This is a genomic window from Streptomyces sp. NPDC088812, from assembly GCF_044750285.1.
Lineage (GTDB): Bacteria > Actinomycetota > Actinomycetes > Streptomycetales > Streptomycetaceae > Streptomyces.
The window spans coordinates 119,675-143,892 of sequence record NZ_JBIVJP010000021.1 but is presented as its reverse complement, the minus strand read 5'-3'; the positions used below and the strand labels follow the sequence as shown (position 1 = coordinate 143,892).

Annotated in this window: 21 protein-coding genes; 11 read left to right on the top strand and 10 right to left on the bottom strand. The window is 74.8% G+C overall.

Features of this window, described 5'->3' with window-relative positions; translation table 11 throughout:
- The first annotated feature begins 117 nt into the window (after nucleotides 1-117).
- Together ACIP67_RS31980 and ACIP67_RS31975 are read left to right on the top strand one after the other, a co-directional pair.
- Nucleotides 118-477, top strand: coding sequence for an LAETG motif-containing sortase-dependent surface protein (locus tag ACIP67_RS31980; RefSeq protein WP_401696401.1), 360 nt, complete (start codon nucleotides 118-120; stop codon nucleotides 475-477).
- Between the two features lie 43 nt (nucleotides 478-520).
- Nucleotides 521-1,321 (top strand): hypothetical protein, encoded by an 801-nt coding sequence (locus ACIP67_RS31975; protein WP_401696400.1) that lies wholly within the window; start codon nucleotides 521-523, stop codon nucleotides 1,319-1,321.
- A 373-nt stretch (nucleotides 1,322-1,694) separates the two neighbouring features.
- Here the strand turns inward: ACIP67_RS31975 and hutH are convergent, their stop codons facing one another.
- The 4 genes from hutH to ACIP67_RS31955 form a co-directional block, all read right to left on the bottom strand.
- A complete protein-coding gene (gene hutH, locus ACIP67_RS31970; protein ID WP_401696468.1) occupies nucleotides 1,695-3,233 on the bottom strand; it encodes a histidine ammonia-lyase in 1,539 nt (512 codons plus the stop codon).
- An 88-nt stretch (nucleotides 3,234-3,321) separates the two neighbouring features.
- The gene (locus tag ACIP67_RS31965) at nucleotides 3,322-4,467 is read right to left on the bottom strand and encodes a diguanylate cyclase domain-containing protein (RefSeq protein ID WP_401696399.1); all 1,146 of its coding nucleotides are present in this window, start codon (nucleotides 4,465-4,467) and stop codon (nucleotides 3,322-3,324) included.
- Nucleotides 4,468-4,521: 54 nt separating this feature from the next.
- Nucleotides 4,522-4,797 (bottom strand): hypothetical protein, encoded by a 276-nt coding sequence (locus ACIP67_RS31960; protein ID WP_401696397.1) that lies wholly within the window; start codon nucleotides 4,795-4,797, stop codon nucleotides 4,522-4,524.
- The gene (locus tag ACIP67_RS31955; RefSeq protein WP_401696465.1) at nucleotides 4,790-5,590 is read right to left on the bottom strand and encodes an enoyl-CoA hydratase/isomerase family protein; all 801 of its coding nucleotides are present in this window, start codon (nucleotides 5,588-5,590) and stop codon (nucleotides 4,790-4,792) included. The genes ACIP67_RS31960 and ACIP67_RS31955 overlap by 8 nt, the downstream gene beginning before the upstream one ends.
- A 331-nt stretch (nucleotides 5,591-5,921) precedes the next feature.
- Between ACIP67_RS31955 and ACIP67_RS31950 the strand changes: the two genes are divergently transcribed.
- Nucleotides 5,922-6,578, top strand: coding sequence for a hypothetical protein (locus ACIP67_RS31950; protein WP_401696396.1), 657 nt, complete (start codon nucleotides 5,922-5,924; stop codon nucleotides 6,576-6,578).
- 9 nt (nucleotides 6,579-6,587) lie between these two features.
- On the opposite strand, the gene ACIP67_RS31945 is transcribed toward ACIP67_RS31950, so the two are convergent.
- Both ACIP67_RS31945 and ACIP67_RS31940 read right to left on the bottom strand, forming a co-directional pair.
- A complete protein-coding gene (locus tag ACIP67_RS31945) occupies nucleotides 6,588-7,751 on the bottom strand; it encodes an adenylate/guanylate cyclase domain-containing protein (RefSeq protein WP_401696395.1) in 1,164 nt (387 codons plus the stop codon).
- 849 nt (nucleotides 7,752-8,600) lie between these two features.
- Nucleotides 8,601-9,467 carry a biotin--[acetyl-CoA-carboxylase] ligase gene (locus ACIP67_RS31940; protein ID WP_401696394.1) on the bottom strand — a complete coding sequence of 289 codons (867 nt, stop codon included), beginning with the start codon at nucleotides 9,465-9,467 and terminating at the stop codon, nucleotides 8,601-8,603.
- Between the two features lie 110 nt (nucleotides 9,468-9,577).
- Between ACIP67_RS31940 and ACIP67_RS31935 the strand changes: the two genes are divergently transcribed.
- The 4 genes from ACIP67_RS31935 to ACIP67_RS31920 all read left to right on the top strand — a co-directional run bounded on the left by ACIP67_RS31935 (nucleotide 9,578) and on the right by ACIP67_RS31920 (nucleotide 12,349).
- On the top strand, nucleotides 9,578-11,191 hold the full coding sequence (locus ACIP67_RS31935; protein ID WP_401696393.1) for an acyl-CoA carboxylase subunit beta: 1,614 nt from the start codon (nucleotides 9,578-9,580) through the stop codon (nucleotides 11,189-11,191).
- A gap of 9 nt (nucleotides 11,192-11,200) precedes the next feature.
- Nucleotides 11,201-11,407, top strand: a complete 207-nt coding sequence (locus ACIP67_RS31930; protein ID WP_389513647.1) for an acyl-CoA carboxylase epsilon subunit — start codon at nucleotides 11,201-11,203, stop codon at nucleotides 11,405-11,407.
- A gap of 102 nt (nucleotides 11,408-11,509) precedes the next feature.
- Nucleotides 11,510-11,638, top strand: a complete 129-nt coding sequence (gene mmpB, locus ACIP67_RS31925; protein ID WP_385070529.1) for a morphogenic membrane protein MmpB — start codon at nucleotides 11,510-11,512, stop codon at nucleotides 11,636-11,638.
- Between the two features lie 93 nt (nucleotides 11,639-11,731).
- Nucleotides 11,732-12,349, top strand: coding sequence for a Maf family protein (locus ACIP67_RS31920; protein WP_401696392.1), 618 nt, complete (start codon nucleotides 11,732-11,734; stop codon nucleotides 12,347-12,349).
- Here the strand turns inward: ACIP67_RS31920 and ACIP67_RS31915 are convergent.
- Complete coding sequence (locus tag ACIP67_RS31915; RefSeq protein ID WP_401696391.1) at nucleotides 12,321-12,908, bottom strand: hypothetical protein; 588 nt, start codon at nucleotides 12,906-12,908, stop codon at nucleotides 12,321-12,323. The two genes, ACIP67_RS31920 and ACIP67_RS31915, sit on opposite strands and share 29 nt — an antisense overlap.
- A 376-nt stretch (nucleotides 12,909-13,284) precedes the next feature.
- Between ACIP67_RS31915 and ACIP67_RS31910 the strand changes: the two genes are divergently transcribed.
- Nucleotides 13,285-15,060, top strand: coding sequence for an acetyl/propionyl/methylcrotonyl-CoA carboxylase subunit alpha (locus ACIP67_RS31910; RefSeq protein WP_401696390.1), 1,776 nt, complete (start codon nucleotides 13,285-13,287; stop codon nucleotides 15,058-15,060).
- Nucleotides 15,061-15,626: 566 nt separating this feature from the next.
- Here ACIP67_RS31910 and ACIP67_RS31905 read toward each other — a convergent pair.
- On the bottom strand, nucleotides 15,627-16,592 hold the full coding sequence (locus tag ACIP67_RS31905; protein WP_401696389.1) for a DeoR/GlpR family DNA-binding transcription regulator: 966 nt from the start codon (nucleotides 16,590-16,592) through the stop codon (nucleotides 15,627-15,629).
- A gap of 189 nt (nucleotides 16,593-16,781) precedes the next feature.
- Entirely contained in the window at nucleotides 16,782-18,230 is a 1,449-nt protein-coding gene (locus ACIP67_RS31900) for an NAD(P)H-quinone dehydrogenase (protein WP_401696388.1), read from the bottom strand.
- Nucleotides 18,231-18,347: 117 nt separating this feature from the next.
- Between ACIP67_RS31900 and ACIP67_RS31895 the strand changes: the two genes are divergently transcribed.
- From ACIP67_RS31895 to ACIP67_RS31885, 3 genes are all read left to right on the top strand, one after another.
- The gene (locus tag ACIP67_RS31895; protein ID WP_401696387.1) at nucleotides 18,348-18,785 is read left to right on the top strand and encodes a gamma-glutamylcyclotransferase; all 438 of its coding nucleotides are present in this window, start codon (nucleotides 18,348-18,350) and stop codon (nucleotides 18,783-18,785) included.
- 149 nt (nucleotides 18,786-18,934) lie between these two features.
- Entirely contained in the window at nucleotides 18,935-19,759 is an 825-nt protein-coding gene (locus ACIP67_RS31890) for a purine-nucleoside phosphorylase (protein ID WP_401696386.1), read from the top strand.
- Nucleotides 19,760-19,816: 57 nt separating this feature from the next.
- Nucleotides 19,817-21,460 carry a phospho-sugar mutase gene (locus tag ACIP67_RS31885; protein ID WP_401696385.1) on the top strand — a complete coding sequence of 548 codons (1,644 nt, stop codon included), beginning with the start codon at nucleotides 19,817-19,819 and terminating at the stop codon, nucleotides 21,458-21,460.
- 1,011 nt (nucleotides 21,461-22,471) lie between these two features.
- On the opposite strand, the gene ACIP67_RS31880 is transcribed toward ACIP67_RS31885, so the two are convergent.
- Entirely contained in the window at nucleotides 22,472-24,121 is a 1,650-nt protein-coding gene (locus tag ACIP67_RS31880) for a hypothetical protein (RefSeq protein WP_401696384.1), read from the bottom strand.
- Nucleotides 24,122-24,218: the final 97 nt, after the last annotated feature.

Sequence of the window (24,218 nt, the reverse complement as noted above, 5' to 3'; positions counted from 1 at the left end):
GTGTTCCCTTCTGGAGTACGCACCTGTCGGCTCCCGCAACTTTCCCGCGACCCGCGCCTTTCATTAGCATCGGGACACACGGCCAATTCGCCAGCGTCACAAGGGGATCGATATTCCGTGTCATCCGCTCGCCGTCCGTTGCTGACCGCCGCCGCCGCGGGGACCCTGTTGGGCGCCCTGTGGTTCGTCCCGAACGCCAACGCGACGCAGGACGCCCCGGCGAGAACGAACGCGGCGTCGCAGACCACCCGGGCGCGGTCCGGCGACCAGGCACCGTCCACCACCCGGACGCAGGTCACCACCCAGGCGCGGGCCGCCTCCACGACCACGGACACCTCGGAGCGCGAGGACGGCACCCGCCTCGCCGACACCGGCAGCTTCGACACCACTCCCTATGTGGCCGGCGGGACCGCACTGCTCGCGCTGGGGGCGGGATTCGTCGTGTACTCCGTGCGCCGGGAGCGTCTCGGTTTTTGAAAAGACTTGACGCTTCGTTCACAGGGCCCTCATAGTCCCGATCATGAACAGATCATCGGGGGCGCGGCTGTGCGCCGCGGCTGTCGTGGGGGCGCTGTCGCTCGCGCTCGTCACGGGTTGCTCCAGCGACGGCGGGAAGAAGGACAAGGGGTCCAAGGGGTCCGGCTCCGGTTCCGGTGCCGCCTCGTCGTCGGCTCCGGCCGCCGAGGCACTGACCGCGGCCGAACTGGAGAGGCTGCTCCTCGCCCAGGGCGAGGTCAAGGGGCTCAACGTCGAATCGGGCGACGACACGCTCCCGAAGTCCAAGAGCACGGTGAAGGTCGACGACGAGGCGTGCGCGCCGCTCGCCTACGCCATGGCCGCCCTCCCGCCGGGTGAGACGGACGCCGGCGCGAGCAACACGGTGACGGAGGACAAGTCGGCGGACGCCACCACTTCGGTGGAGGACCTCACCGAGGCCGACATCGAGGACGCCTTCGACGTCGCCGCGACGTTCGTGGGTCTGTCCTCCTACGACGGGGACGGCGCCGAGAAGGCCCTGAAGGCCGTCACCGACGGCATCGACGCCTGTTCCGGCGGGTTCGGCATCACCGCCGACGGCGAGGACCAGAAGATCACCAAGATCACGGCGGACCAGGCCTCGGTGGCGGGCGACGGGTCCGCCGCGTTCGCCGCCGTGGTCGACACGGGCGGCGACGGCCCGGCCACGTTCCACGTCGAGGTGGTCCGCAGCGGCGGCACGCTGGCCACGTTCTACGCGATCAACCTGTCCGCGCTGGCGAACGGCGGCGAGCACGAGGTCCCGGCCGCCGTGGTCGAGGCGCAGGTCGCCAAGTTGAAGTGACCGTCCGGGGCCCCGCCGTGCGCGTGCGCGCGGCGGGGCCCCGGCGCGTCGGCCACCGCGGGGTCCGGTTGCCCTCCCCGTCCGCCCACCCGATGGCCCGGTGACCGTCTCCCCGTCCGCCCCGCCCGCTACCGAACACTTGCCCAGTGCTCCACCCTTCAGGGTGGAGGTGTAGGGCATCCTGCCCGTAGCGGCCCGGAGGGTCGCAGCGGCACGGCCAGAATCGCCCTGCCGGACGGGCGGGAAGTCAGGCCTGCGGAGGCCACGTAAGACCGACCCTCACCGGTCGGCAGAGGCCCGTGAAACAGGAACCCAAGGTGGTACCGCGTAGCGGTACGGACCGGAATCTCCTGCCCTCGGGCAGGAGAGGGCGTCAACGCAGCGGCCCGGTGACCGTCTCCGCGGCGGCCACGAGCCGTCCCCCGCGCACGAACCCGTCCGCCGCCGCGAGGTCGGGCGCGAGGAACCGGTCGGGTCCGGGCCCCTGGACGCCCGCCGCGCGGACGGCGTCGATGACGGCCCGGGTCGCGGGCGCCGGGGTGAGCCCCTCGCGCAGTTCGACGGCGCGGGTGGCGGCGTAGAGCTCGACGGCGAGCACGCGCGCGAGGTTCTCGACGGCCGTGCGCAGCTTGCGCGCCGCCGACCAGCCCATCGACACGTGGTCCTCCTGCATGGCGGAGGACGGGATCGAGTCCGCCGAGGCGGGTACGGCCAGCCGCTTCATCTCGGCGACCAGCGCGGCCTGCGTGTACTGCGCGATCATCAGCCCGGAGTCGACACCGGCGTCGTCGGCGAGGAACGGCGGCAGCCCGTGGCTGCGGTTCTTGTCCAGGAGCCGGTCGGTGCGCCGTTCGGCGATCGAGGCGAGGTCGGCGGCGGCGACGGCGAGGAAGTCGAGGACGTAGGCGACCGGGGCGCCGTGGAAGTTGCCGTTGGACTCGACGCGGCCGTCGGGAAGCACCACCGGGTTGTCGACGGCCGACGCCAGTTCCCGCTCGGCGACCAGCCGGGCGTGCGCCAGGGTGTCCCGTCCGGCGCCGGCGACCTGCGGGGCGCAGCGCACCGAGTAGGCGTCCTGGACGCGGGGCGCGTCGTCCTGGTGGTGGCCGGTCAGCTCCGAGCCCTTCAGCACGGCGAGCATGTTGGCGGCGCTGGCCGCCTGTCCCGGGTGCGGGCGGATGGCGTGCAGTTCGGGGGCGAGCACCTTGTCGGTGCCGAGCAGGGCCTCCAGGCTGAGGGCGGCCGTGACGTCGGCGGACTTGTAGAGGGTGTCGAGGTCGTCCAGGGCCATGAGCAGCATGCCGAGCATGCCGTCGGTCCCGTTGAGGAGGGCGAGCCCCTCCTTCTCCCGCAGTTCGACGGGCGCGATGCCGTGCTCGGCGAGCAGATCGCCCGCGGGCCGTACGACGCCGTCGGGGCCCTCGGCGTCCCCCTCCCCCATGAGCGTCAGGGCGCAGTGCGACAGCGGGGCGAGGTCGCCGGAACAGCCGAGGGAGCCGTATTCGTGGACGACGGGGGTGATGCCGGCGTTCAGCAGGTCGGCCATGGACTGCGCGACGTCGGGGCGCACTCCGGTGTGCCCGGAGCAGACCGTCTTCAGCCGCAGGAACATCAGGGCCCGGACGACCTCCCGCTCGACCCGCGGCCCCATGCCGGCGGCGTGCGAGCGGACGATGTTGCGCTGGAGCCGCGCGCGCAGTTCCGGGCTGATGTGCCGGGTGGCGAGGGCGCCGAATCCGGTGGAGACGCCGTAGACGGGATCGGGCTTGGCCGCCAGCGCGTCCACGATCTCGCGGGCGGCGGCGAGGGCCGCCACCGCCTCCCCGGAGAGCTCGACCCGGGCGCCGCCGCGCGCCACGGCGAGCACGTCGGACGCGGTCACCCCGGACGTCCCCACCAGCACAGTATGCATATCCATATTCAGGAGCGTACGCAGTGAAGACGGGGATGTCACCTGTGGGGGCGGGGTTCGCCCCTTACCGATGCGTCACACCGCCGGTTCAGTTCGGCAGCCCGCGGAAGCTCCGCCGTTCGGCGGCCGGTCCCCGCGGCGGCTCGTCGGCGAGGCGTACGACGGGGTCGTCGGGCCCCTCCCGGCCCGCGACCACCGGCCGGGCGGCCCGTACGGCCTTGGCCCGGTACTGGGCGGCGTCCGCCAGCCGGAACAGCCGCCGGGCCGAGCGCACCGGCCCGATGGGGTCGTCCGTGGAGGCGACCCCGCAGGCCACGCCCTCACCGAGCTCCAGCTCGGCGGCCCGCCGGCACAGTTCGCCGGCGACCTTCACCACGTCGTCGGCCGGCGGACCGACGGCGAGCAGACAGAACTCGTCCCCGCCGAGCCGCGCGGCGAGCGCGCCGGGCAGCATCGCCCCGCACAGCGACAGCACCGACCCGAACCGCTCCAGCAGCCGGTCCCCCACGGCGTGCCCCTGGGTGTCGTTGACCCGCTTGAGCCCGTTGAGGTCGCACACGGCGAGGCTCACCGTCTCCCCGTGCGCCCGGTGCCGCTCGACGGCCTCCTCCAGCCGTACGTCGACGGCGCGGCGGTTGGCCAGGCCGGTGAGGGCGTCGGTGAAGGCGAGCCTGCGGGCCTCCTCCAGCCGCTCCGACTGTGCGAGCCCGGCGGCGACGACGGCGGCGAGGACGGTGGCGAAGTCGGCGTCGGCCCGGCCGAAGACGGGGGCGCCGGTGGAGCGGGCGACGTACAGCTCGCCCCAGGCACGGCCGTGCAGCACGATCGGCGCGACGACGCAGGAGCCGCGGCCGCGCCGGCGCAGGGCGGCGACCCGCTGCTGGCAGTAGCCGGGCCGTCCGGCGGCGGGTCCCCGCGCCGTCTCCACCCAGGCGTTGGGCTCGCCGCCGGCCACCCAGCGCTCGTGCAGGAACTCGGTGATCTCCGGGAACTGGTGCACCGGATAGGCCTCACCCTCGGGGAACTCGTCCTCGTCCGGCGCCCGGTCCCCCACGTTCGCCAGGACCCGCAGCCGCCCGAGATCCCGCTCCCACACCGAGAGCGCGGCGAACGCGCCGGCCAGTGCCCGGCACGCGCCGAACGCCGCCGCCCGCCACGACTCGCGGGGCGTGTGCGCGGCCGCCATCCCCTGCGCCAGCGCCACCACGGCCGCGAGGCGTCTGTCCTCACCCATTTCACCAGGTTAGGGACTTTTGCCTACGAAGGCGGCAACAGAAGGCACCCGAAGTCACGCGCCCTCGTCCCGCGCCCCCTCCCGGCCGGAGGAGACCGCGACCGGGCGGACCACGGCCGGGCGGACCGCCACCGGGGGAACCGCCGCCGGGCGCACCACCGCCGGGCGCACCACCGTCGGGCGCACCGCCGGGCGCACCACCGCCGGAGGAACCACCGCCGGGCGCACCGCCACCGGGCGCACCGCCGCCGGGCGCACCACCGCCGGGCGCACCACCGCCGGAGGAACCACCGCCGGGCGGACCGCCGCCGGAGGAACCGCGTCACTCACCCGGCCACCGCGGCGTCCGTTTCTCGTTGAACGCCGCCACGCCCTCCGCCCGGTCGCCCGAGAACGCCACCGCCCGCCAGGCCGCGTCCTCGACCTCCAGTCCGGCCCGCAGATCCAGCCCCTGCCCCAGCCGCAGGGCCCGCTTGGCCGCCCGCAGCCCCACCGGGGAGTTCGCCCCGATGCGCGCGGCCAGCGCCAACGCCTCCTCGCGGTCCCGCCCCGCCTCCACCAGGACGTCCACCAGCCCCAGCTCCCGCGCCTCCGCGGCCTCCACCCGCCGTGCGCTGAAGATCAGCTCGGCGGCTCGTGCCGCCCCCACCCGCCGGGGCAGCAGCTGCGTCCCGCCACCGCCCGGGATCACCCCGACCGACACCTCGGGCAGCCCGACCACGGCCGTACGGTCCGCCACGATCACGTCGCACGCCAGCGCCAGCTCGAACCCGCCGCCCAGCGCGAACCCGTGCACCGCCGCCACCGTCGGCACCGGCAGCTCCAGCACCCCGGTGTACGCCCCCCGCGCCACCGGCCGCTGCCGCACCAGCTCGGCGTCGCTGAGGGAGTTCCGCTCCTTCAGGTCGGCGCCGACGCAGAAGGCCCGTTCGTGCGTGGAGGTCACCACGACCACCCGAACCTCCCGGTCGCCGCCCAGTGCCGCGCAGGCCGCCGCGATCGACCGGGCCAGCTCCGTCGAGACGGCGTTCATGGCCTTCGGCCGGTCCAGGGCCAGCTCCCCGACCTGCCCGTCCCCGTGCCGCCGCACCAGCACGGACTCCCCGAACCGCTCCTCACTCACGACACCGCTCACGTCACCGCTCACGTCACCGCTCACGACACCCTCCGGATCGACACTGGTTAACGCGGGTTAACACCTACCGCTCGCCCGATCATCCCAGGCCGGGTGGGCGGGGGGAAGGGCGGGCGGGGCGGGCGGGGCAAACGAGGGAGGAGGGGGAGGAGCCGGGTGCGGGGGACGGGAGCGGACGGGGACAAGGGGGGTGCGGGCAGGTCCGCCCACCCGTTCGAGTGACATCCCGTGCGAACTCCCGCCCGACCGCCCAGGGCAGCGCATAACGTGCGTCCGCCCCGGCGCATCGGGGGCGCGACCACACCGGGGAGGGAACGCGATGACGAGCACGCCGGTGAGCACGCCGACCGCGAACGGCGTCCGCGACGGCTTCCGGGAGGCGGCGCCGGGCCGGCTGCGGAGCGCTCCCCGGGGCCGGCACCGCCGCTCCCGTCCCCGCAGGGCGCTGTTCGCCGCCGCCGGTCTCGTGCTGGCCGCCGCTGTGCTGGGCGTCGTCCGGCTGTCGCCCGACCCGGGCGTCGGCAGCGCCGGCCCGACGGGAGCGGTTCCCCGGCCCACCTCCGTCCCGGGCCCGAGCGCGGCCCCGGGCACCGGCCGTCCGGCCGACGCGGCAGCCATCGGCGCCGTCGGCGCCGTCGCCCCGACGGCTCCCGGTGCCCTGGGCGGGACGAACGCCGGCCCCGCCGCCCCGCACACCCCGTCTCCCGGCATCCCCGGTGCGCGGCCCTCCGTCGCCCACACCCCGGCCGTCCCCGGGGTGGCACCCGCGTCCACCGCGCCCCGCGCCTCCGTCACCCCGACCTCGCCGGCTCCCGCCCCCGTGACGACCACCGGCCCACGCCCCACGGCGGTGCCGGCACCGCCGCCCGCGCCGAGCACCGCGCCGCCCGCGCCCCTGCCCCGGCCCCAGCCCCCGGGCCGACCGGGGCTGTGCGTTCCCGTCGTCGGCCTGTGCGTCGACCCGTTCGGATCCTGAGGGGCGTCGTCAGCGGGCGCCGTCGTCGCGGCGGGTCAGCAGCCAGGGCTCGACCACGCCGAGGCCGCGCACCGGCCGCTGCCACATCGGCTGGAGCGCGAAGCGGTAGACGGGCGGCTCCTTGCCCTCCTTCTCCGCGGCGACGGCCTCCTCGGCGGCCTCCGCCTCGGAGGCGGGCGCGTCGCCGGTGCGGATGACCTCCTCGGCGAACGCGCTGTCGACGAGCACGGCGTCCCGCGGCGCTATGGACGTCAGCCGCGAGGCCAGGTTGACGGTCGTGCCGAAGACATCGCCCATCCGGGTGGTCACCGTCCCGAACGCCATGCCGACGCGCAGCTCGGGCATCGTCTCGTCGTTGCTCATCGTCTCCACGAGCCGCAGCGCGATGTCGGCGGCGGTACCGGCGTCGTCGGCCGCGTACAGCACCTCGTCGCCCAGCGTCTTGATGAGCCGCCCGCCCCGCGCGGCGACCAGGTCGGCGGCGGTCGTCTCGAAGGCCTCGACGAGCTCGCCGAGTTCCTCCTCCTCCATCCGGCGGGTCAGCCGCGTGAACCCGACCAGGTCGGCGAACCCGACCGCGAGCCGCCGGTCGACCATCTCCTCGTCGTCCGCGGCCTGCACGACCCGCCCGGCCGAGGCGGCGAGCTGCCGGCGCCACACGTAGACGAGGAACTCCTCCAGCTCGGGCAGCAGCAGCTCGACGATCGGATACGTGACCTCGGTGCGGGTCATCCCCGGCTCGGGCGGCTCGGTCAGCCCCTCCAGGAAGGAGTCGATCTGCCACTCCGCCAACCGGGCGGTGGTCTGCCCGGTCGACCGGGCCACCTGCACCGCCATCGCCTCGCTCAGCAGGCCCGCCTCCACCAGACCCGCGAGCCGCCGCAGCGCCAGCACGTCGGCCTCGGTGAGCGCCTTGGCCTGCCCGATGTCGGCGAAGCCCATCGCCCGCCAGAAACGGGACGCCAGCTCCATGGAGACACCGGCGCTGCGGGCCGCCTGAAAGGGGGTGTAGCGCCGCTCGGCGCCGAGGATGAGCTGCTCCAGGCGCAGGGCGAGCGGGTCGTCGCCGGGCTCGGTGGCCTGGGGGTCCCCCCGCTCGGCCGAGGCCGAGTGCGGAGGATGGTCAACCCGGCCGTCCGCGCCCGCGCCGGAGCCCGTGTCGTCGACGGTCACGCCTGCTGCCCTTCCGATCTACAGCGGTCAGGTATCGACCGGCCTCAACTCTACGGCAGGTGTGCGCCAGCTCACTCCGCAAGCCGGAACCGGAGGGCGCCCCGCCGCCCGGGACTAGGACGAACGGTGCGGACACGGGTACCACCGGCCTCCCGGTCCCGCCGGGGCCCTCCGCGGCCCGCCGAAGCCCTCCGCGGCCCGCCGGGGGCCTCCGTGGCCCGCCGGAGCCCTCCGCGGCCCGCCGGAGCCCTCCGCGGCCCGCCGCAGCCCGCCGGGCCCCCTCCGGGACGCGTTGAGTTCCAGGGGGCAGCCGGAGCCCGGGGTCCACCGTTCCAGAGGTCCGCCGGAGCTCAGGGGCTCTCCGAGGCCAGCCTCACCGGAGCCCACCCGGGACCGGGACCCGTCGGGCCCCATTGCCCCCTCGGGACCGGGACCCGTCGGGCCCCAGCGCCCCGCCGGGACTCAGCGGTCCCTCAGGACCCAGTGCCCGGGTCATGACCCAGCGGCCCGCCGAGACTCACTGGTCCCTCAAGACCCAGTGCCCGGGTCATGACCCAGCGGCCCGCCGAGACTCACTGGTCCCTCAAGACCCAGTGCCCCGTCGTGACCCAGCGGCCCGCCGAGACTCACTGGTCCCTCAAGACCCAGTGCCCCGTCGTGACCCAGCGACCCGCCGGGACCCAGCGCCCCCTCGTGACCGAGCGCCCCCTCCGGACCCCAGCGCCCCCTCCGGACCCCAGCGCCCCCTCCGGACCCCAGCGCCCCCTCGGGACCCAGCGCCCCCTCCAGACCGGCGCCCCTCGGCACCGGCGCCTCGACCGGACCCGTAAGGTCCCGCCGTCACCGGGTTCACATCGGGCGCAGATGCACCACGTCTCCCGCCCCCACCGGCTCCTGCACCCCCTTCTCCGTGGCGATCACCAGCCTGCCGTCGCCATCGACGGCGACCGCCTCGCCCACCAGGGAGCGGCCGCCCGGCAGCTCGGCGCGCACCGAGCGGCCCAGGGTCGCGCACCCCGCCGTGTACACCTCGTGCAGTCCGCTGTCGGCCGGGTCGCCGTCGGCCGCGCGCCAGCGTCCGTACCACTCCTCCAGCGACCGCAGCACGGCCCGCAGCAACGGATCCCGGTCGGTGCTCACCGCCCCGGCCAGCGCCAGCGACCCCGCCTGCGGGACCGGGAGTTCGGCGGCGCGCAGGGTGACGTTGATGCCGACGCCGACGACGACGCCGTCCTCCCCGGCCCGCTCGGCGAGGATGCCGCCGGCCTTGCGTTCCTCGCCGCCCACGGTCACCAGCAGGTCGTTCGGCCACTTGAGCGCCGTGTCCACGCCCGCCGCGCGGGCGAGGCCGGTCGCCACCGCCACCCCGGTGAGCAGCGGCAGCCAGCCCCAGCGGGCCACCGGGATCCCGCTCGGTGCGAGCAGGACGGAGAAGAACAGCCCGGAGCGGGCCGGTGCCGTCCACCGCCGGTCCAGGCGCCCCCGTCCGGCGCTCTGCTCCTCGGCGACCAGGACCGCCCCCTCGGCGGCCTTCCCGGCGGCCGCCAGCGCCACCAGGTCGGAGTTGGTGGACCCGGTCCGCGCCACGACGTCCAGCCCGGTCCACAGTCCGCCCTCCCGGACGAGCCCGCGCCGTAGCGCCGCGGCGTTGAGCGGCGGCCGGTCCAGGTCGGACCAGCGGCTGTGGGGGTCGTCCGATGCATCTCGCGGCGTCATGCAAGCCACCCTAGGTGTGGTGAACACCGCACTGCCGACCAGTAGGGCCACCACTACGCTACGGATGAGTAACCGTCCCCCCTTTTGAGCAGGCAGGGAGCCGTATCCCGATGTCCGAGCCGGAAGAGCGTGAAGAGCGTCAAGAGATCGACATCCACACGACCGCGGGGAAGCTCACGGATCTCCGGCGCCGCGTCGAGGAGGCGACGCACGCCGGCTCCGCACGTGCGGTGGAGAAGCAGCACTCCAAGGGCAAGCTGACGGCCCGTGAGCGCGTCGAGCTCCTCCTCGACGAGGACTCCTTCGTCGAGCTGGACGAGTTCGCCCGCCACCGCTCGACCCACTTCGGCCTGGAGGCCAACCGCCCCTACGGCGACGGCGTCGTGACGGGCTACGGGACCGTCGACGGCCGGCCCGTCGCCGTGTTCTCCCAGGACTTCACCGTGTTCGGCGGAGCGCTGGGCGAGGTGTACGGGCAGAAGATCGTCAAGGTCATGGACTTCGCGCTGAGGACCGGCTGTCCGGTCATCGGCATCAACGACTCCGGCGGCGCCCGCATCCAGGAGGGCGTGGCCTCGCTCGGCGCGTACGGCGAGATCTTCCGCCGCAACACCCATGCCTCCGGGGTGATCCCGCAGATCAGCCTGGTCGTCGGTCCGTGCGCGGGCGGCGCGGTCTACTCGCCGGCGATCACCGACTTCACGGTGATGGTCGACCAGACCTCGCACATGTTCATCACCGGCCCCGACGTCATCAAGACGGTCACCGGTGAGGACGTCGGCTTCGAGGAGCTGGGCGGCGCCCGCACCCACAACGCGACGTCGGGCGTGGCCCACCACATGGCCGGCGACGAGAAGGACGCCGTCGAGTACGTCAAGCAGCTGCTGTCGTACCTGCCGTCGAACAACCTCTCCGAGGCCCCGTCGTTCCCGGAGGAGGCGGACCTCACCGTCACCGGCGAGGACCTGGAGCTGGACACGCTCGTCCCGGACAGCGCGAACCAGCCGTACGACATGCACACGGTGATCGAGCACGTCCTGGACGACGCCGAGTTCTTCGAGACGCAGCCGCTGTACGCGCCGAACATCCTCACCGGCTTCGGCCGCGTCGAGGGCCGCCCGGTCGGCATCGTCGCCAACCAGCCGATGCAGTTCGCGGGCTGCCTGGACATCAAGGCCTCCGAGAAGGCGGCGCGCTTCGTGCGCACCTGCGACGCCTTCAACCTCCCGGTGATCACCTTCGTCGACGTGCCGGGCTTCCTGCCCGGCGTCGACCAGGAGCACGACGGCATCATCCGCCGCGGCGCGAAACTGATCTACGCCTACGCGGAGGCCACCGTCCCCCTGATCACGGTCATCACCCGCAAGGCCTTCGGCGGGGCGTACGACGTGATGGGCTCCAAGCACCTGGGCGCCGACCTCAACCTGGCCTGGCCCACCGCGCAGATCGCGGTGATGGGCGCCCAGGGCGCGGTCAACATCCTGCACCGCCGCACCCTCGCGGAGGCCGAGGCGGGCGGCGAGGACGTCGAGGCCGTCCGGGCCCGGCTCATCCAGGAGTACGAGGACACCCTCCTCAACCCCTACGTCGCGGCCGAGCGCGGCTACGTGGACGCGGTGGTCATGCCGTCCGACACCCGTCGGCACATCGTGCGCGGGCTGCGTCAACTGCGCACCAAGCGGGAATCCCTCCCTCCGAAGAAGCACGGCAACATCCCCCTGTAAGGAGCCGCTGTGATCAAGGTCGTACGGGGCAACCCGACCCCGGAGGAGCTGGCCGCCGCTCTGGCGGTGGTCCGGGCCCGCGCCGCGGCGGCGGCCGCCACGCCGTCCGGCGCGCAGGGCTCCCGCGACTCCTGGTCGGACCCGTCCCGCATCGCCGCCCACCGCCTGCCCCAGCCGGGACCGGCCACCTGGGCACGGACGTACTGGCCCGGCTAGGCCCTGAACGCGCGGGCGGCGGGGCACGGGCCGTGGGGCGCGGCGGGAAGTTGAGTACGCGTACTCAGGCGCCGGCCACGGCTTCGCCGCACGCTGGAGACCATGCTGTGGTCCGATCCCGAGAACGAGCCGCCCAAGGAACTGCGCGACATGCAGGAGATGCTGCGGCGGCTCGGGCTCCTCATGGCGCTGGCCATGGTGCTCGCGATGATCGTGATCGGCGTGCGGTGACCGGTCGGCCCCGGAGGGACCGGCCGGCCCGAGGCGCCGCGGGTGCCGTGTGACCGGCGTGAAGGCCCTGCGGCGCGCCGATACGCTGGCCGCATGACTGATCAGCCGCGCCGCCGACTCGTGCTCGCCTCCCAGTCCCCCGCCCGGCTGGGCCTGTTGCGGCAGGCCGGCCTCGACCCCGAGGTGATCGTGAGCGGGGTCGACGAGGACGCCGTCACCGCTCCCACGCCCGCCGAGCTGGCACTCGCCCTCGCCGAGGCGAAGGCCTCCGTCGTGGCCGCGAAGCCCGAGGTCAAGGGCGCTCTGGTGATCGGCTGCGACTCGGTCCTCGACCTGGACGGCCAGGCCCTGGGCAAGCCCGCGGACGCCGAGGAGGCCACCGCCCGCTGGAAGGCCATGCGCGGGCGGGCGGGCACGCTCCAGACCGGGCACTGCGTCTACGACACCGCCACCGGCCGGTACGTCTCCGGCGTCGCCTCCACCGTCGTCCGCTTCGGTGAGCCCACGGACGAGGAGATCGCCTCGTACGTCGCCTCGGGCGAGCCGCTGCACGTCGCCGGGGCCTTCACCCTGGACGGCCGGTCGGCCCCGTTCGTCGACGGCATCGACGGCGACCACGGAAACGTCATCGGCATCAGCCTGCCCCTCGTCCGGCGCCTGCTGGCCGAGCTGGGGGTCGGCATCACGGAGTTGTGGGCGCCGGCGGAGTGACCGGAGCGGGCGCACCGCCCCGCGGCGCGTCGCCGCCCTTCGGCGGGTCGCCGGGCGTGTCGCCCTGAGGCCCGCCTCGGGGCCCGCCTCGGGGCCCGCCTCGGGGCCCGCCCCGGGGGCCGCCGTCGTACGGCTCCGGGGCGCCGCCCGCGTCCCCGCCCGCGTCCACCGGACGGTCGTACGTCATCAGCAGCAGCACGATGAGCGCCAGCACGGCCATCATGAACACGAACGCCGACGGGCCCACCAGCCCCCACACGAACGCGCCCAGCAGCCCGTGCACCACCGCGGCGCTGATCAGCAGGACGCGGCCGAACCCGGCGGGCTGCCGGTCGCGCACCGCCACCAGCAGCGCGACCAGTCCGCACAGGGCGAAGTAGAGGCCGAAGACGATTCCGCCGGCCTTCGACGAGGTCGACATCGTGTCCGGGTCCAGACCCGCCAGCGACATGTCCTGCCGGTCCACGACGATCCCGAGGAACCAGTTCAGCGCCGCCACGCCGAGCGCCTCCCCGAAGAGCACGAGCGCCACGATCGCCGCCACGGGTCTGCGCACCACCGGTTCCCCCGCCCACTCTCGTCCCAGCCCTCGGAGGGACTGTGGTTACCCCTAGTACGTTCGGGACATCGCGAACGCTACTAACGGGTAAACGGCGGGACAAGGGTCCGGCGGTCGGCAAAGAATCGTTGGGCCATTCGTAGGGACTCGACAAAGAAACAGAGTGGGCCGCAGCACGCCCTCACAGAGACCTTGGCCACAGTAGAGGGCTAGGGTTTCCGAAAGGAGTGCTGCGTACGGCGGTACTGCAAGGGATTTCGCGGTCGAGTGAGCCTGGTATCACGCTCCGTGTGGGCAAGCTCACCTGAGGGGACGGGTCGAAGTGCCGTGTCGGCAGTCCCTAAACTCGGCTTGTTTCAAGGAGGGAGCCTCAATCGTGCGCAAGGTGCTCATCGCCAACCGTGGCGAAATCGCAGTCCGTGTGGCCCGGGCCTGCCGGGATGCCGGTATCGCGAGCGTTGCCGTCTACGCGGAGCCGGACCGGGACGCTCTGCATGTCCGCGCCGCGGATGAGGCGTTCGCCCTGGGCGGTGACACTCCGGCGACCAGCTACCTCGACATCGACAAGGTGCTGAACGCCGCGCGCGAGTCCGGCGCGGACGCCATCCACCCCGGGTACGGCTTCCTCTCCGAGAACGCCGACTTCGCCCAGGCGGTCCTGGACGCGGACCTGATCTGGATCGGCCCGCCCCCGCAGGCCATCCGCGACCTCGGCGACAAGGTGGCGGCCCGGCACATCGCCCAGCGCGCGGGCGCGCCCCTGGTCGCCGGCACGCCCGACCCGGTGTCCGGCGCCGAGGAGGTCGTCGCCTTCGCCAAGGAGCACGGGCTCCCGATCGCGATCAAGGCCGCCTTCGGCGGCGGCGGGCGCGGCCTGAAGGTGGCCCGCACCCTCGACGAGGTCCCCGAGCTGTACGATTCCGCCGTCCGTGAGGCCGTCGCCGCCTTCGGCCGGGGTGAGTGCTTCGTCGAGCGCTACCTCGACCAGCCGCGCCACGTCGAGACGCAGTGCCTCGCCGACACCCACGGCAACGTGGTGGTCGTCTCCACCCGTGACTGCTCCCTCCAGCGCCGCCACCAGAAGCTGGTCGAGGAGGCGCCCGCGCCGTTCCTGTCGAAGGAGCAGGTCGCCGAGCTGTACTCCTCCTCGAAGGCCATCCTGAAGGAGGCCGGCTACGTCGGCGCCGGCACGGTGGAGTTCCTCGTCGGCAACGACGGCACGATCTCGTTCCTGGAGGTCAACACCCGTCTCCAGGTCGAGCACCCGGTCACCGAGGAGGTCGCCGGCATCGACCTCGTCCGGGAGATGTTCCGCATCGCCGACGGCGAGGAGCTCGGCTACGGCGACCCGGTGCTGCGCGGTCACTCGTTCGAGTTCCGCATCAACGGCGAGGACCCGGGCCGGGGCTTCCTTCCCGCCCCCGGCACGGTCACCGTGTTCGACCCGCCGACCGGTCCCGGTGTGCGGCTGGACGCGGGCGTGGAGTCCGGCTCGGTCATCGGCCCGGCCTGGGACTCGCTGCTGGCCAAGCTGATCGTCACCGGCCGTACCCGCAAGGAGGCCCTGGAGCGGGCTTCCCGCGCCCTGGAGGAGTTCCAGGTCGAGGGCATGGCCACGGCGATCCCGTTCCACCGCGCGGTGGTGCGGGACCCGGCGTTCGCGCCCGAGCTGACCGGCTCCACCGACCCGTTCACGGTCCACACCCGCTGGATCGAGACCGGCTTCGTCAACGAGATCAAGCCGTTCGCCTCGCCGGCCGACGCCGAGGCGGAGGAGGACGCGGGCGGCCGGGAGACGGTCGTCGTCGAGGTCGGCGGCAAGCGCCTGGAGGTCTCCCTCCCGGCCTCGCTCGGCATGTCCCTGGCCCGTACGGGCCTGGCGGCCGGCGCCAAGCCGAAGCGCCGCGCGGCGAAGAAGTCCGGCCCCGTCGCCTCCGGCGACACCCTCGCCTCCCCGATGCAGGGCACGATCGTCAAGGTCGCCGTCGAGGAGGGCCAGGAGGTCCAGGAGGGCGATCTGATCGTCGTCCTGGAGGCGATGAAGATGGAGCAGCCGCTGAACGCGCACCGCTCCGGCACCGTGAAGGGCCTGTCGGCCGAGGTCGGCGCATCGATCACGTCGGGCGCGGCGATCTGCGAGATCAAGGACTGACCCCCCTCACCCGGCGTCCAGGCGCCCGGCGGCCCGCACCTTCCGGGCCGCCGGGCGCCTCGCTTTCCGGGACACACACCGGAGGCTCCACCGGGGGGCTCGTACGCGGGCGGAGGCCTCGCACTCCGGCTGGCGCGCGCGGCACTGCCCGGCCCTGCGGCCCTGTCCCCTGACAGACGCTTCCGACGCCGCGGCCCCGCCATCGGGCGACGTGCGGCACGGAGCGGCTTCGCGTCGGCTCCGGCGACGGCGAGCGGTTTTCCGCGGGGCGTACGGCCCGGGGCCCCGCGACGGCGAGCGGCTTTCCGCGGGGCCTACGGCCCGGGGGCCCGCGGCGGCGGCCTCTGTCCGGGCGTACCGCTCCAACGGCACGCGGTGGCTGCACCGGGCGCCGGGCCGACGAAAGACGTGGGCGCTGCCGGGGCGGCCGAGTCGACCAGGTCCGTCACGGCGCCACGTCGACCGGACCTACCGGAACGACCGGACCGGCCGGTCCCGTCACGGCGGGCGGCTCGGCCGGACCGACCGGATCGAACGGACCCGTCACGCCGGCCGGGGCCGTCGTCTCACCGTCGGCGCAGGTCGGCCACCCTGGCCCGTTCCCCGCCGGGGGGCTGTTCGCCCAGGACCGTGGTGGCGCGCAGGCCCGACGAGGCGCCGGGGACCTGGCCGCGGCGCGGCGCGGGCAGGGGGACGTCCCGGCGCTGCTGCTGGCGACGCGCCGGGACCGCGTCACCCCCCGGGTTTCCCGACGCCCCGGCCACCGCGATCTGCACTCCCTGGTCCGCCAGGGCCTGCAACTCGGTCTGGGCGCGGTCGTCGTGGGTGGGCGGCTCGTCCGTGACCAGGCGGGTGATGACGTCGGTGGGGACCGTCTGGAACATCGTGTCGGTGCCCAGCTTGGTGTGGTCGGCGAGGACGACGACCTCGGCGGCCGCCTGGACGAGGGCCCGGTCGACCGAGGCCGACAGCATGTTGGACGTGGAGAGCCCGCGCTCGGCGGTGAGGCCGCTGCCGGAGAGGAAGGCCCGGGAGACCCTGAGCCCCTGGAGGGACTGTTCGGCTCCGCTGCCGACGAGGGCGTAGTTGGACCCCCTGAGCGTGCCGCCGGTCATCACGACCTCCACCCGGTTGGCGTGGGCCAGCGCCTGGGCGACCAGGAGGGAGTTGGTGACCACGGTGAGTCCGGGCACCCGGGCGAGCCGACGGGCCAGCTCCTGGGTGGTGGTCCCCGCCCCGACCACGATGGCCTCGCCCTCTTCGACGAAGCCCGCGGCGAGGTCGGCGATGGCGGTCTTCTCGGCGGTCGCGAGATGGGACTTCTGCGGAAAGCCGGACTCCCGCGTGAAACCGCCCGGCAGTACCGCACCGCCGTGCCGGCGGTCGAGGAGTCCTTCTGCCTCCAGTGCGCGCACGTCCCGCCGTACGGTCACTTCGGAGGTCTGGACGACGCGGGCGAGCTCACGGAGCGACACGGCTCCGTTCGCTCGCACCATTTCGAGGATCAATTGGCGACGTTCTGCAGCGAACACGAAACTGACAGTAACGCGGACGACCGTCTGCTTTCAGCTCTTTGCGCCGAATAATAGAAGTTGTTCGCACAGCAGGGTGGGAGGTGGTATAGGGGTTTAGTTCTGATGCCTATGCCACCCGCACGGTCCACAACTCCCCGTCACCGGCGGGGAATCGAATCCGGCCGCAGGTCACGCCGTGGGCCAGGCCTAGACGTCCGCGCCCGTCTTCCTCGTGTGCAACTGCCGTGCCACCTCGGCGATCGAGCCCGAAAGGGACGGATACACGGTGAAGGCGTTCGCGATCTGTTCGACCGTCAGATTGTTGTCGACGGCGATCGAGATGGGGTGGATGAGTTCCGAGGCGCGCGGCGCGACGACGACGCCGCCGACGACGATCCCCGTGCCCGGCCGGCAGAAGATCTTGACGAATCCGTCGCGGATGCCCTGCATCTTGGCGCGCGGATTGCGCAGCAGCGGCAGCTTGACGACCTTCGCGTCGATCTTGCCCGAGTCGACGTCGGCCTGCGTGTAGCCGACGGTGGCGATCTCGGGGTCGGTGAAGACGTTGGAGGAGACGGTCTTGAGGTTCAGCGGGGCCACCGCGTCGCCGAGGAAGTGGTACATGGCGATGCGCCCCTGCATGGCGGCGACGGAGGCGAGCGCGAACACGCCGGTCACGTCACCGGCGGCGTAGACGCCGGGAGCCGTGGTGCGGGACACCCTGTCGGTCCAGATGTGCCCGGAGTCGCGGACCTTGACGCCCGCCTCCTCCAGCCCGAGGCCCTCGCTGTTGGGGATGGCGCCGACGGCCATCAGACAGTGCGAGCCGGTGATGACCCGCCCGTCGGCGAGGGTCACCTCGACGCCGTCCCCGACCCGCTTGGCGGACTGGGCGCGGGAGCGGGCCATGACGTTCATGCCACGGCGCCGGAAGACGTCCTCCAGGACGGCGGCGGCGTCGGGGTCCTCGCCCGGCAGCACGCGGTCCCGGGAGGAGACGAGGGTGACCTTGGACCCGAGCGCCTGGTACGCGCCGGCGAACTCGGCACCCGTCACGCCCGAGCCGACCACGATGAGCTCCTCGGGCAGCTCACGGAGGTCGTAGACCTGGGTCCAGTTGAGGATGCGCTCCCCGTCGGGCTGGGCGTCGGGCAGCTCCCGGGGGTGACCGCCGGTAGCGATGAGCACGGCGTCCGCGACGAGGGTCTCCTCGCTGCCGTCGGCCGCCCGCGCCACGACCTTGCGCGAACCGTCGAGGGCCTGCATGCCCTCCAGCCGGCCGCGGGCGCGCAGGACGCGGGCGCCCGCGCGCGTGACGGAGGCGGTGATGTCGTGCGACTGCGCGAGCGCGAGCCGCTTCACCCGCCGGTTGACCTTGTCGAGGTCCACGCCGACGACCCGGGCCGACTGCTCCAGCGGCGGGGTGTCGTCGGCGACGATGATCCCCAGCTCCTCGTAGGAGGAGTCGAAGGTGGTCATCACCTCGGCCGTGGCGATGAGAGTCTTCGACGGTACGCAGTCGGTCAGCACCGACGCCCCGCCCAGACCGTCGGAGTCGACGACGGTCACCTCCGCGCCGAGCTGAGCGGCCACCAGCGCCGCTTCGTAGCCGCCGGGTCCGCCACCGATGATCACGATCCGAGTCACGTACTCCATTGTCCCGCACGCTCCGGCGCCGTACGTCGCCGGGGGGCCGGGCGGCGGTACCGCCGGTGCCGCGGGGGCCGTGGACGACGGGAGGGACGTGCGCGGGGGCTGCCGTACCCTCGTCGCATGTCGCTCTACGCCGCGTACGCCGGCAACCTCGACGCGCGGCTGATGACCCGCCGCGCCCCGCACTCGCCGCTGCGCGCGACCGGCTGGCTGAACGGCTGGCGGCTGACCTTCGGCGGGGAGCAGATGGGCTGGGAGGGCGCCCTGGCGACGATCGTGGAGGACCCCACCGCCCAGGTCTTCGTCGCGCTGTACGACCTCGCCCCCATGGACGAGGAGCCGCTGGACCGGTGGGAGGGCGTGGGCCTCGGCATCTACCGCCGGCTCCGGGTCCGCGTCCACACCCTGGACGGCGAGGAGCGCGGCTGGACGTACGTCCTGAACGGCTACGAGGGCGGTCTGCCGTCCGCCCGCTACCTGGGCGAGGTCGCCGACGCCGCCGAGTCCGCGGGGGCACCCCACGATTACGTGATGGAGCTGCGCAAACGGCCGTGCTGACGAGCGCGTGAGGCCCTCACCCCGGGAGGCCCTCACCTCGTACCTCCCGCCGCCGGACACGACACCGTTGGAAACGACAAGACAACGATCGCCGTCCCGTGGGCTCCGTCATCTACGCGCGTAGGCCCGGACCGGCTACGCTCATCCGCGTGAACGCATCTCTTCTCCCGGACGACATCCAGGGCGACCCCCACGCCGCCGCCGACGCGGCCGCCACGCGCCTGCGCGAACTCACCGGCGCCGAGACCCACGAGGTCGCCCTCGTGATGGGCTCCGGCTGGGCACCGGCCGTCGACGCCCTGGGTGCGCCCGAGGCCGAGTTCCACGTGACCGAGCTGCCCGGCTTCCCGCCGCCGGTGGTCGAGGGGCACGGCGGCAGGATCCGCTCGTACCGCATCGGTGAAAAGCGCGCCCTGGTCTTCCTGGGCCGTACGCACTACTACGAGGGCCGTGGCGTGGCCGCCGTCGCGCACGGCGTCCGTACGGCGGTCGCGGCCGGCAGCAAGACGATCGTGCTGACCAACGGCTGCGGCGGTCTGCGCGAGGGCATGCGTCCCGGACAGCCGGTCCTGATCGGCGACCACATCAACCTCACGGCGGCCTCCCCGATCGTCGGCGCCAACTTCGTCGACCTCACCGACCTGTACTCGCCGCGGCTGCGGGCGCTGTGCAAGGAGATCGACGCCACGCTGGAGGAGGGCGTCTACGCCCAGTTCCCCGGCCCGCACTACGAGACGCCGGCCGAGATCCGCATGGCGCGGGTCATCGGGGCGGACCTGGTGGGCATGTCGACCGTCCTGGAGGCGATCGCCGCGCGCGAGGCGGGCGCGGAGGTGCTGGGCATCTCCCTGGTGACGAACCTGGCGGCCGGTATGACGGGCGAGCCCCTCAGCCACGAGGAGGTCCTCCAGGCCGGCCGTGACAGCGCGGCCCGGATGGGGTCCCTGCTGGCGCAGGTGCTGGACCGGCTGTAAGGGGCGGCGGGGGCGGGGAGACGCCCGGCACCCGCACCGCACGCACACTCTGAGAGGTTGACCCACGTGCACGACGACGATCTGACCGCTCGCGCCCACGCCTGGCTCGCCGAGGACCCCGACCCGGACACCCGCGAGGAACTCGCCGCGCTCCTCGCCGCGGGCGACCGCGCCGAGCTCGCCGCCCGGTTCGGCGGCACCCTCCGGTTCGGCACCGCCGGTCTGCGCGGCGCGCTCGGCGCCGGTCCGACGCGTATGAACCGGGCCGTCGTCATCCGCGCCGCCGCGGGCCTCGCCGCGTACCTCGTGGCCGAGGGCCGGGGCGACGGCCTCGTCGTCATCGGCTACGACGCGCGCCACAAGTCCGCCGAGTTCGCCCGGGACACCGCCGCCGTGATGACGGGCGCGGGCCTGCGCGCGGCCGTCCTGGCCCGCCCGCTGCCCACCCCCGTCCTCGCCTTCGCCGTACGGCACCTGGGCGCGGTGGCCGGCGTCGAGGTCACCGCCAGCCACAACCCGCCCCAGGACAACGGCTACAAGGTGTACCTGGGCGACGGCTCGCAGATCGTCCCGCCCGCCGACGCGGAGATCGCGGCCGAGATCGCCGCCGTCCGCTCCCTGGCCGACGTCCCCCGCCCGGACTCCGGCTGGGAGACCCTCGACGACACCGTCCTCGACGCCTACCTGGCCCGCACGGACGCCGTCCTCGCCCCCGGCTCCCCCCGCACCGCGCGGACGGTGTACACGGCGATGCACGGTGTCGGCAAGGACGTCCTGCTCGCCGCCTTCGCGCGGGCCGGGTTCCCCGCGCCCGACCTCGTCGCCGAGCAGGCCGAGCCCGACCCGGACTTCCCGACGGTCGCCTTCCCCAACCCGGAGGAGCCCGGGGCGATGGACCTGGCCTTCGCGAAGGCCGCGGAGACGCGGCCCGATCTCGTCGTCGCCAACGACCCGGACGCCGACCGCTGCGCCGTGGCCGTCGAGGACGGCGGCGACTGGCGCATGCTCCGGGGCGACGAGGTGGGCGCCCTGCTCGCCGCGCACCTGGTGAACCGTGGCGCCCGCGGCACCTTCGCCGAGTCGATCGTCTCCTCGTCCCTGCTGGGCCGGATCGCCGAGAAGGCCGGGCTGCCCTACGAGGAGACCCTCACCGGCTTCAAGTGGATCGCCCGCGTCGACGGCCTGCGCTACGGCTACGAGGAGGCCCTCGGCTACTGCGTGGACCCCGAGGGCGTCCGCGACAAGGACGGCATCACGGCCGCCCTGCTCGTCGCCGAGCTGGCCTCCGTCCTGAAGGAGGACGGCCGCACCCTGCTCGGCCTCCTCGACGACCTCGCCGTCGAGCACGGTCTGCACGCCACCGACCAGCTGTCGGTCCGGGTGGAGGACCTGTCGGAGATCACGGACGCGATGCGGCGCCTGCGCGAGCGGCCGCCGTCCGCCCTGGCGGGGCTGCCCGTCACCCGCGTCGAGGACCTCACGCGGGGCACCGGCGGACTCCCTCCCACGGACGGCCTGCGCTACACGCTCGACGGCGCCCGGGTGATCGTCCGGCCCAGCGGCACCGAGCCGAAGCTGAAGTGCTACCTGGAGGTCGTGGTGCCCGTCGGCTCCCCCTCGGATCTCCCGGCGGCCCGCGCGACGGCGGACGACCTGCTCACGGCCGTCAAGCGGGACCTGTCGGCGGCCGCGGGCATCTGAGGCGCACCCGCGGGGCGCCTCCGGCCGGGACCCCGGCACGGGATGAACGCGACACCCCGGTTCACGCCGTGTGCAGGGGCCCTCACGCTTCCGGGAGGCCCGCCCCGCTCCCTCGCGTCCCCTCGAAGGGCGGTACGGACACGGCTTCACACCTCTCGGGCGCGTCCACCCCTCCGTGTGCCGTACCCCCCTGGTCAGCCGACGCGGGCGGCCCAGCCGGCGCGGGCGGCGCGGGCGGCACGGGCGACCCGGGCGGCCCAGGCGGCGGGGCGGCGCGGGCGGCGCGGGCGGCCCAGGCGGCGGGGCGGCGCGGGCGGCCCAGGCGGCGGGGCGGCGCGGGCGGCCCAGGCGGCGGGGCGGCACGGGCGGCGCGGGCGGCGCGGGCGGCCCAGGCGGCCCAGGCGGCGGGGCGGCCCGGGCGGCACGGGCGGCCCAGGCGGCGCGGGCGGCCCAGGCGGCCCAGGCGGCGCGGGCGGCCCAGGCGGCCCAGGCGGCCCAGGCGGCGGGGCGGCGCGGGCGGCCCAGGCGGCCCAGGCGGCCCAGGCGGCCCAGGCGGCCCAGGCGGCCCAGGCGGCCCAGGCGGCGCGGGCGGCCCAGGCGGCCCAGGCGGCCCAGGCGGCCCAGGCGGCGGGGCGGCCCAGGCGGCGGGGCGGCCCAGGCGGCGGGGCGGCCCAGGCGGCGGGGCGGCCCAGGCGGCGGGGCGGCACGGGCGGCCCAGGCGGCACGGACGGCCCAGGCGGCACGGACGGCCCAGGCGGCGCGGGCGGCGCGGGCGAGGACCCGAGCGGAGTCCCGGAGAGCACCTGCCGACCGGCCCCTCGGACACCGTTGCCCACTGCCCGAGGGGGAGGCGGCGCGCCCGCCGACGGCCTCCCGGGCACGGCCTCCCGGACACGGCTACGCGAGAGACAGGCCGTATGCCCGCCGACCACCTGCCGAACGCCGCTGCCGCCGCTGCCCAAGGAAGAGGCCATACCCCGCCGCACCCAACGGGAGCGGCGCGACCACGGGTCAGGCCCGGAAGATCACCCACGCCGCGCACACCGCGCCGAGTGCCGTCCCCAGCGGCCACAGCGCCTGCCCGCGCCGGCGTTCGTCGACCGTGCCGGCCGGCCGCAGCGCCGGGTCCTTCCACAGCGCGGTCAGCTCGGCGGCCATCCGCTCGTGGGGGTGCGTCCAACCCAGCCGGCGCTCCAGCAGGCGCCAGCGCGGCGCGTACACCCGCAACTGGACCGTCGAGGCCCGCGCGCCGGACACCTTGAGCGCGGGCCCCTCGCAGCGCACGTCCCGGATGTCGTCCCAGGCCAGCAGCCGGGTCCGCCGGAAGCCGGTGATCCACAGTCCCGCGCGGTCGGCCGTGACGCGCCAGGCGAGCCGGTGCGGCAGGTCCAGGGTGGCGGCCGCGGTCACCAGGACACCGGCGGCGTACCGCCGCCACCCCGAGGCGTCCAGGATCAGGGCTCCGTAGAGGACCACCAGCACCGCGGCGAACCAGTCGGCCCGACCGGCCCGCCACCGGATCACCTCCGCCGGCGCTCCGCGGCCGGACCGCCCGGCGACGGCCGCCCCGGCCGCCCGGCGCGACCGAGCGTCACGGGCGTCCCGGGCCGCACTCCTCTTCTCCGCCGCGGCCCTGCGCCGCGCGGCCGGCCCGGTCACCGGCCGCACCGGTCCCACGGACGCCTCCACCACGGGCGGCTCGCCGTCGCGCTCGGCGGCGGCGAGCAGGACGGCCTCGGCACCGTCGTGCGGCACGCCGTACAGGACGGCCTCGCGCACTGGCCCGACGCGGGAGTCCGCCACGCGCGCCAGGAGCTCCTGGAGTTCCTCGTCGTCATCGTCGTCATCGTCGTCGTCCGTCCGCGTCTCGGAGGTGGCGACGGTGAACAGGGGCCGCAGCGCGGCGAGGTCGTCGGCGGCGAAGACCTCCGTGTCGCCGTCGGCGTCCTCCCGCACGAGCACGCGCAGCACCGGGACGGGCGCGCGCCGCAGCCCGGCCGTCCGGCGCCGGCCGAGCCCGGCGGACAGCACGACGGTGAGCCCGAGCCCGACGACGCACCAGGCGGCGGCGACCGCGGCCCGCCGCCAGCCCTCCCCCGCCCACGATCCGGCGGTGGCACCGAGCACCCCGCCGACGAGGACGACGGCGGCCCCGGACCAGAGGAGGAAGGCGCCCCTCCGCGGCGGCCTGGGCATCCCCGGCAGCGCGGAGGTCACTCCACCGGCGGCCCCCAGAGCGGCCGCCCGCTGCGCGCCGCGCGCGGACAGCCGTACCGCGACGGCGGCCCAGACCGCCACGAGCCCGGCCACGAGCCCCAGCCGCACGGTCCACGGACCGTCTCCCGCCCCGAGGACGACGAGACCGGCGGGGGGAGCGAGCAGGAGGGCCGCCTCCGGGCGCATCGCCGGCCATACGAGGTGCAGCGCGACCAGAGCGGCTGCCCAGCCGGGCGTCCCGGCGCACGCGGCGAGCCCGGCGGCCCCGGCGACCGCGGCCGCCGGCAGCCCCACGCCCGCCACCGAGGGCCGCGCCCGGACGGGCACCCAGCGTGGGGGCAGCGCCTCCAGCCACCGTCGGGCCGTCCCGCCCTCCCAGGGGCGGCACCCGTCGGGCACCGCGGAGCCGGGCAGCCGCAGCACCCCGTCGAGATCACCGCTCAACGTTCGTCAGCTCCCCATGCCCCCATGAACACGCCCCGCACGGACCGGCAACCGGCCGACCCGCCCCGCACGAACGACCTCCCGCACAGCCACCGCA

Bases quoted from the DNA above. Each gene is read 5' to 3' on its own strand.
- ACIP67_RS31935 (WP_401696393.1), top strand. From the start codon at position 9,578: ATGTCCGAGCCGGAAGAGCGTGAAGAGCGTCAAGAGATCGACATCCAC.
- ACIP67_RS31940 (WP_401696394.1), bottom strand. From the start codon at position 9,467: ATGACGCCGCGAGATGCATCGGACGACCCCCACAGCCGCTGGTCCGAC.
- ACIP67_RS31900 (WP_401696388.1), bottom strand. From the start codon at position 18,230: ATGGAGTACGTGACTCGGATCGTGATCATCGGTGGCGGACCCGGCGGC.
- hutH (WP_401696468.1), bottom strand. From the start codon at position 3,233: ATGCATACTGTGCTGGTGGGGACGTCCGGGGTGACCGCGTCCGACGTG.
- ACIP67_RS31965 (WP_401696399.1), bottom strand. From the start codon at position 4,467: ATGGGTGAGGACAGACGCCTCGCGGCCGTGGTGGCGCTGGCGCAGGGG.
- ACIP67_RS31895 (WP_401696387.1), top strand. From the start codon at position 18,348: ATGTCGCTCTACGCCGCGTACGCCGGCAACCTCGACGCGCGGCTGATG.
- ACIP67_RS31975 (WP_401696400.1), top strand. From the start codon at position 521: ATGAACAGATCATCGGGGGCGCGGCTGTGCGCCGCGGCTGTCGTGGGG.
- mmpB (WP_385070529.1), top strand. From the start codon at position 11,510: ATGCTGTGGTCCGATCCCGAGAACGAGCCGCCCAAGGAACTGCGCGAC.
- ACIP67_RS31920 (WP_401696392.1), top strand. From the start codon at position 11,732: ATGACTGATCAGCCGCGCCGCCGACTCGTGCTCGCCTCCCAGTCCCCC.
- ACIP67_RS31950 (WP_401696396.1), top strand. From the start codon at position 5,922: ATGACGAGCACGCCGGTGAGCACGCCGACCGCGAACGGCGTCCGCGAC.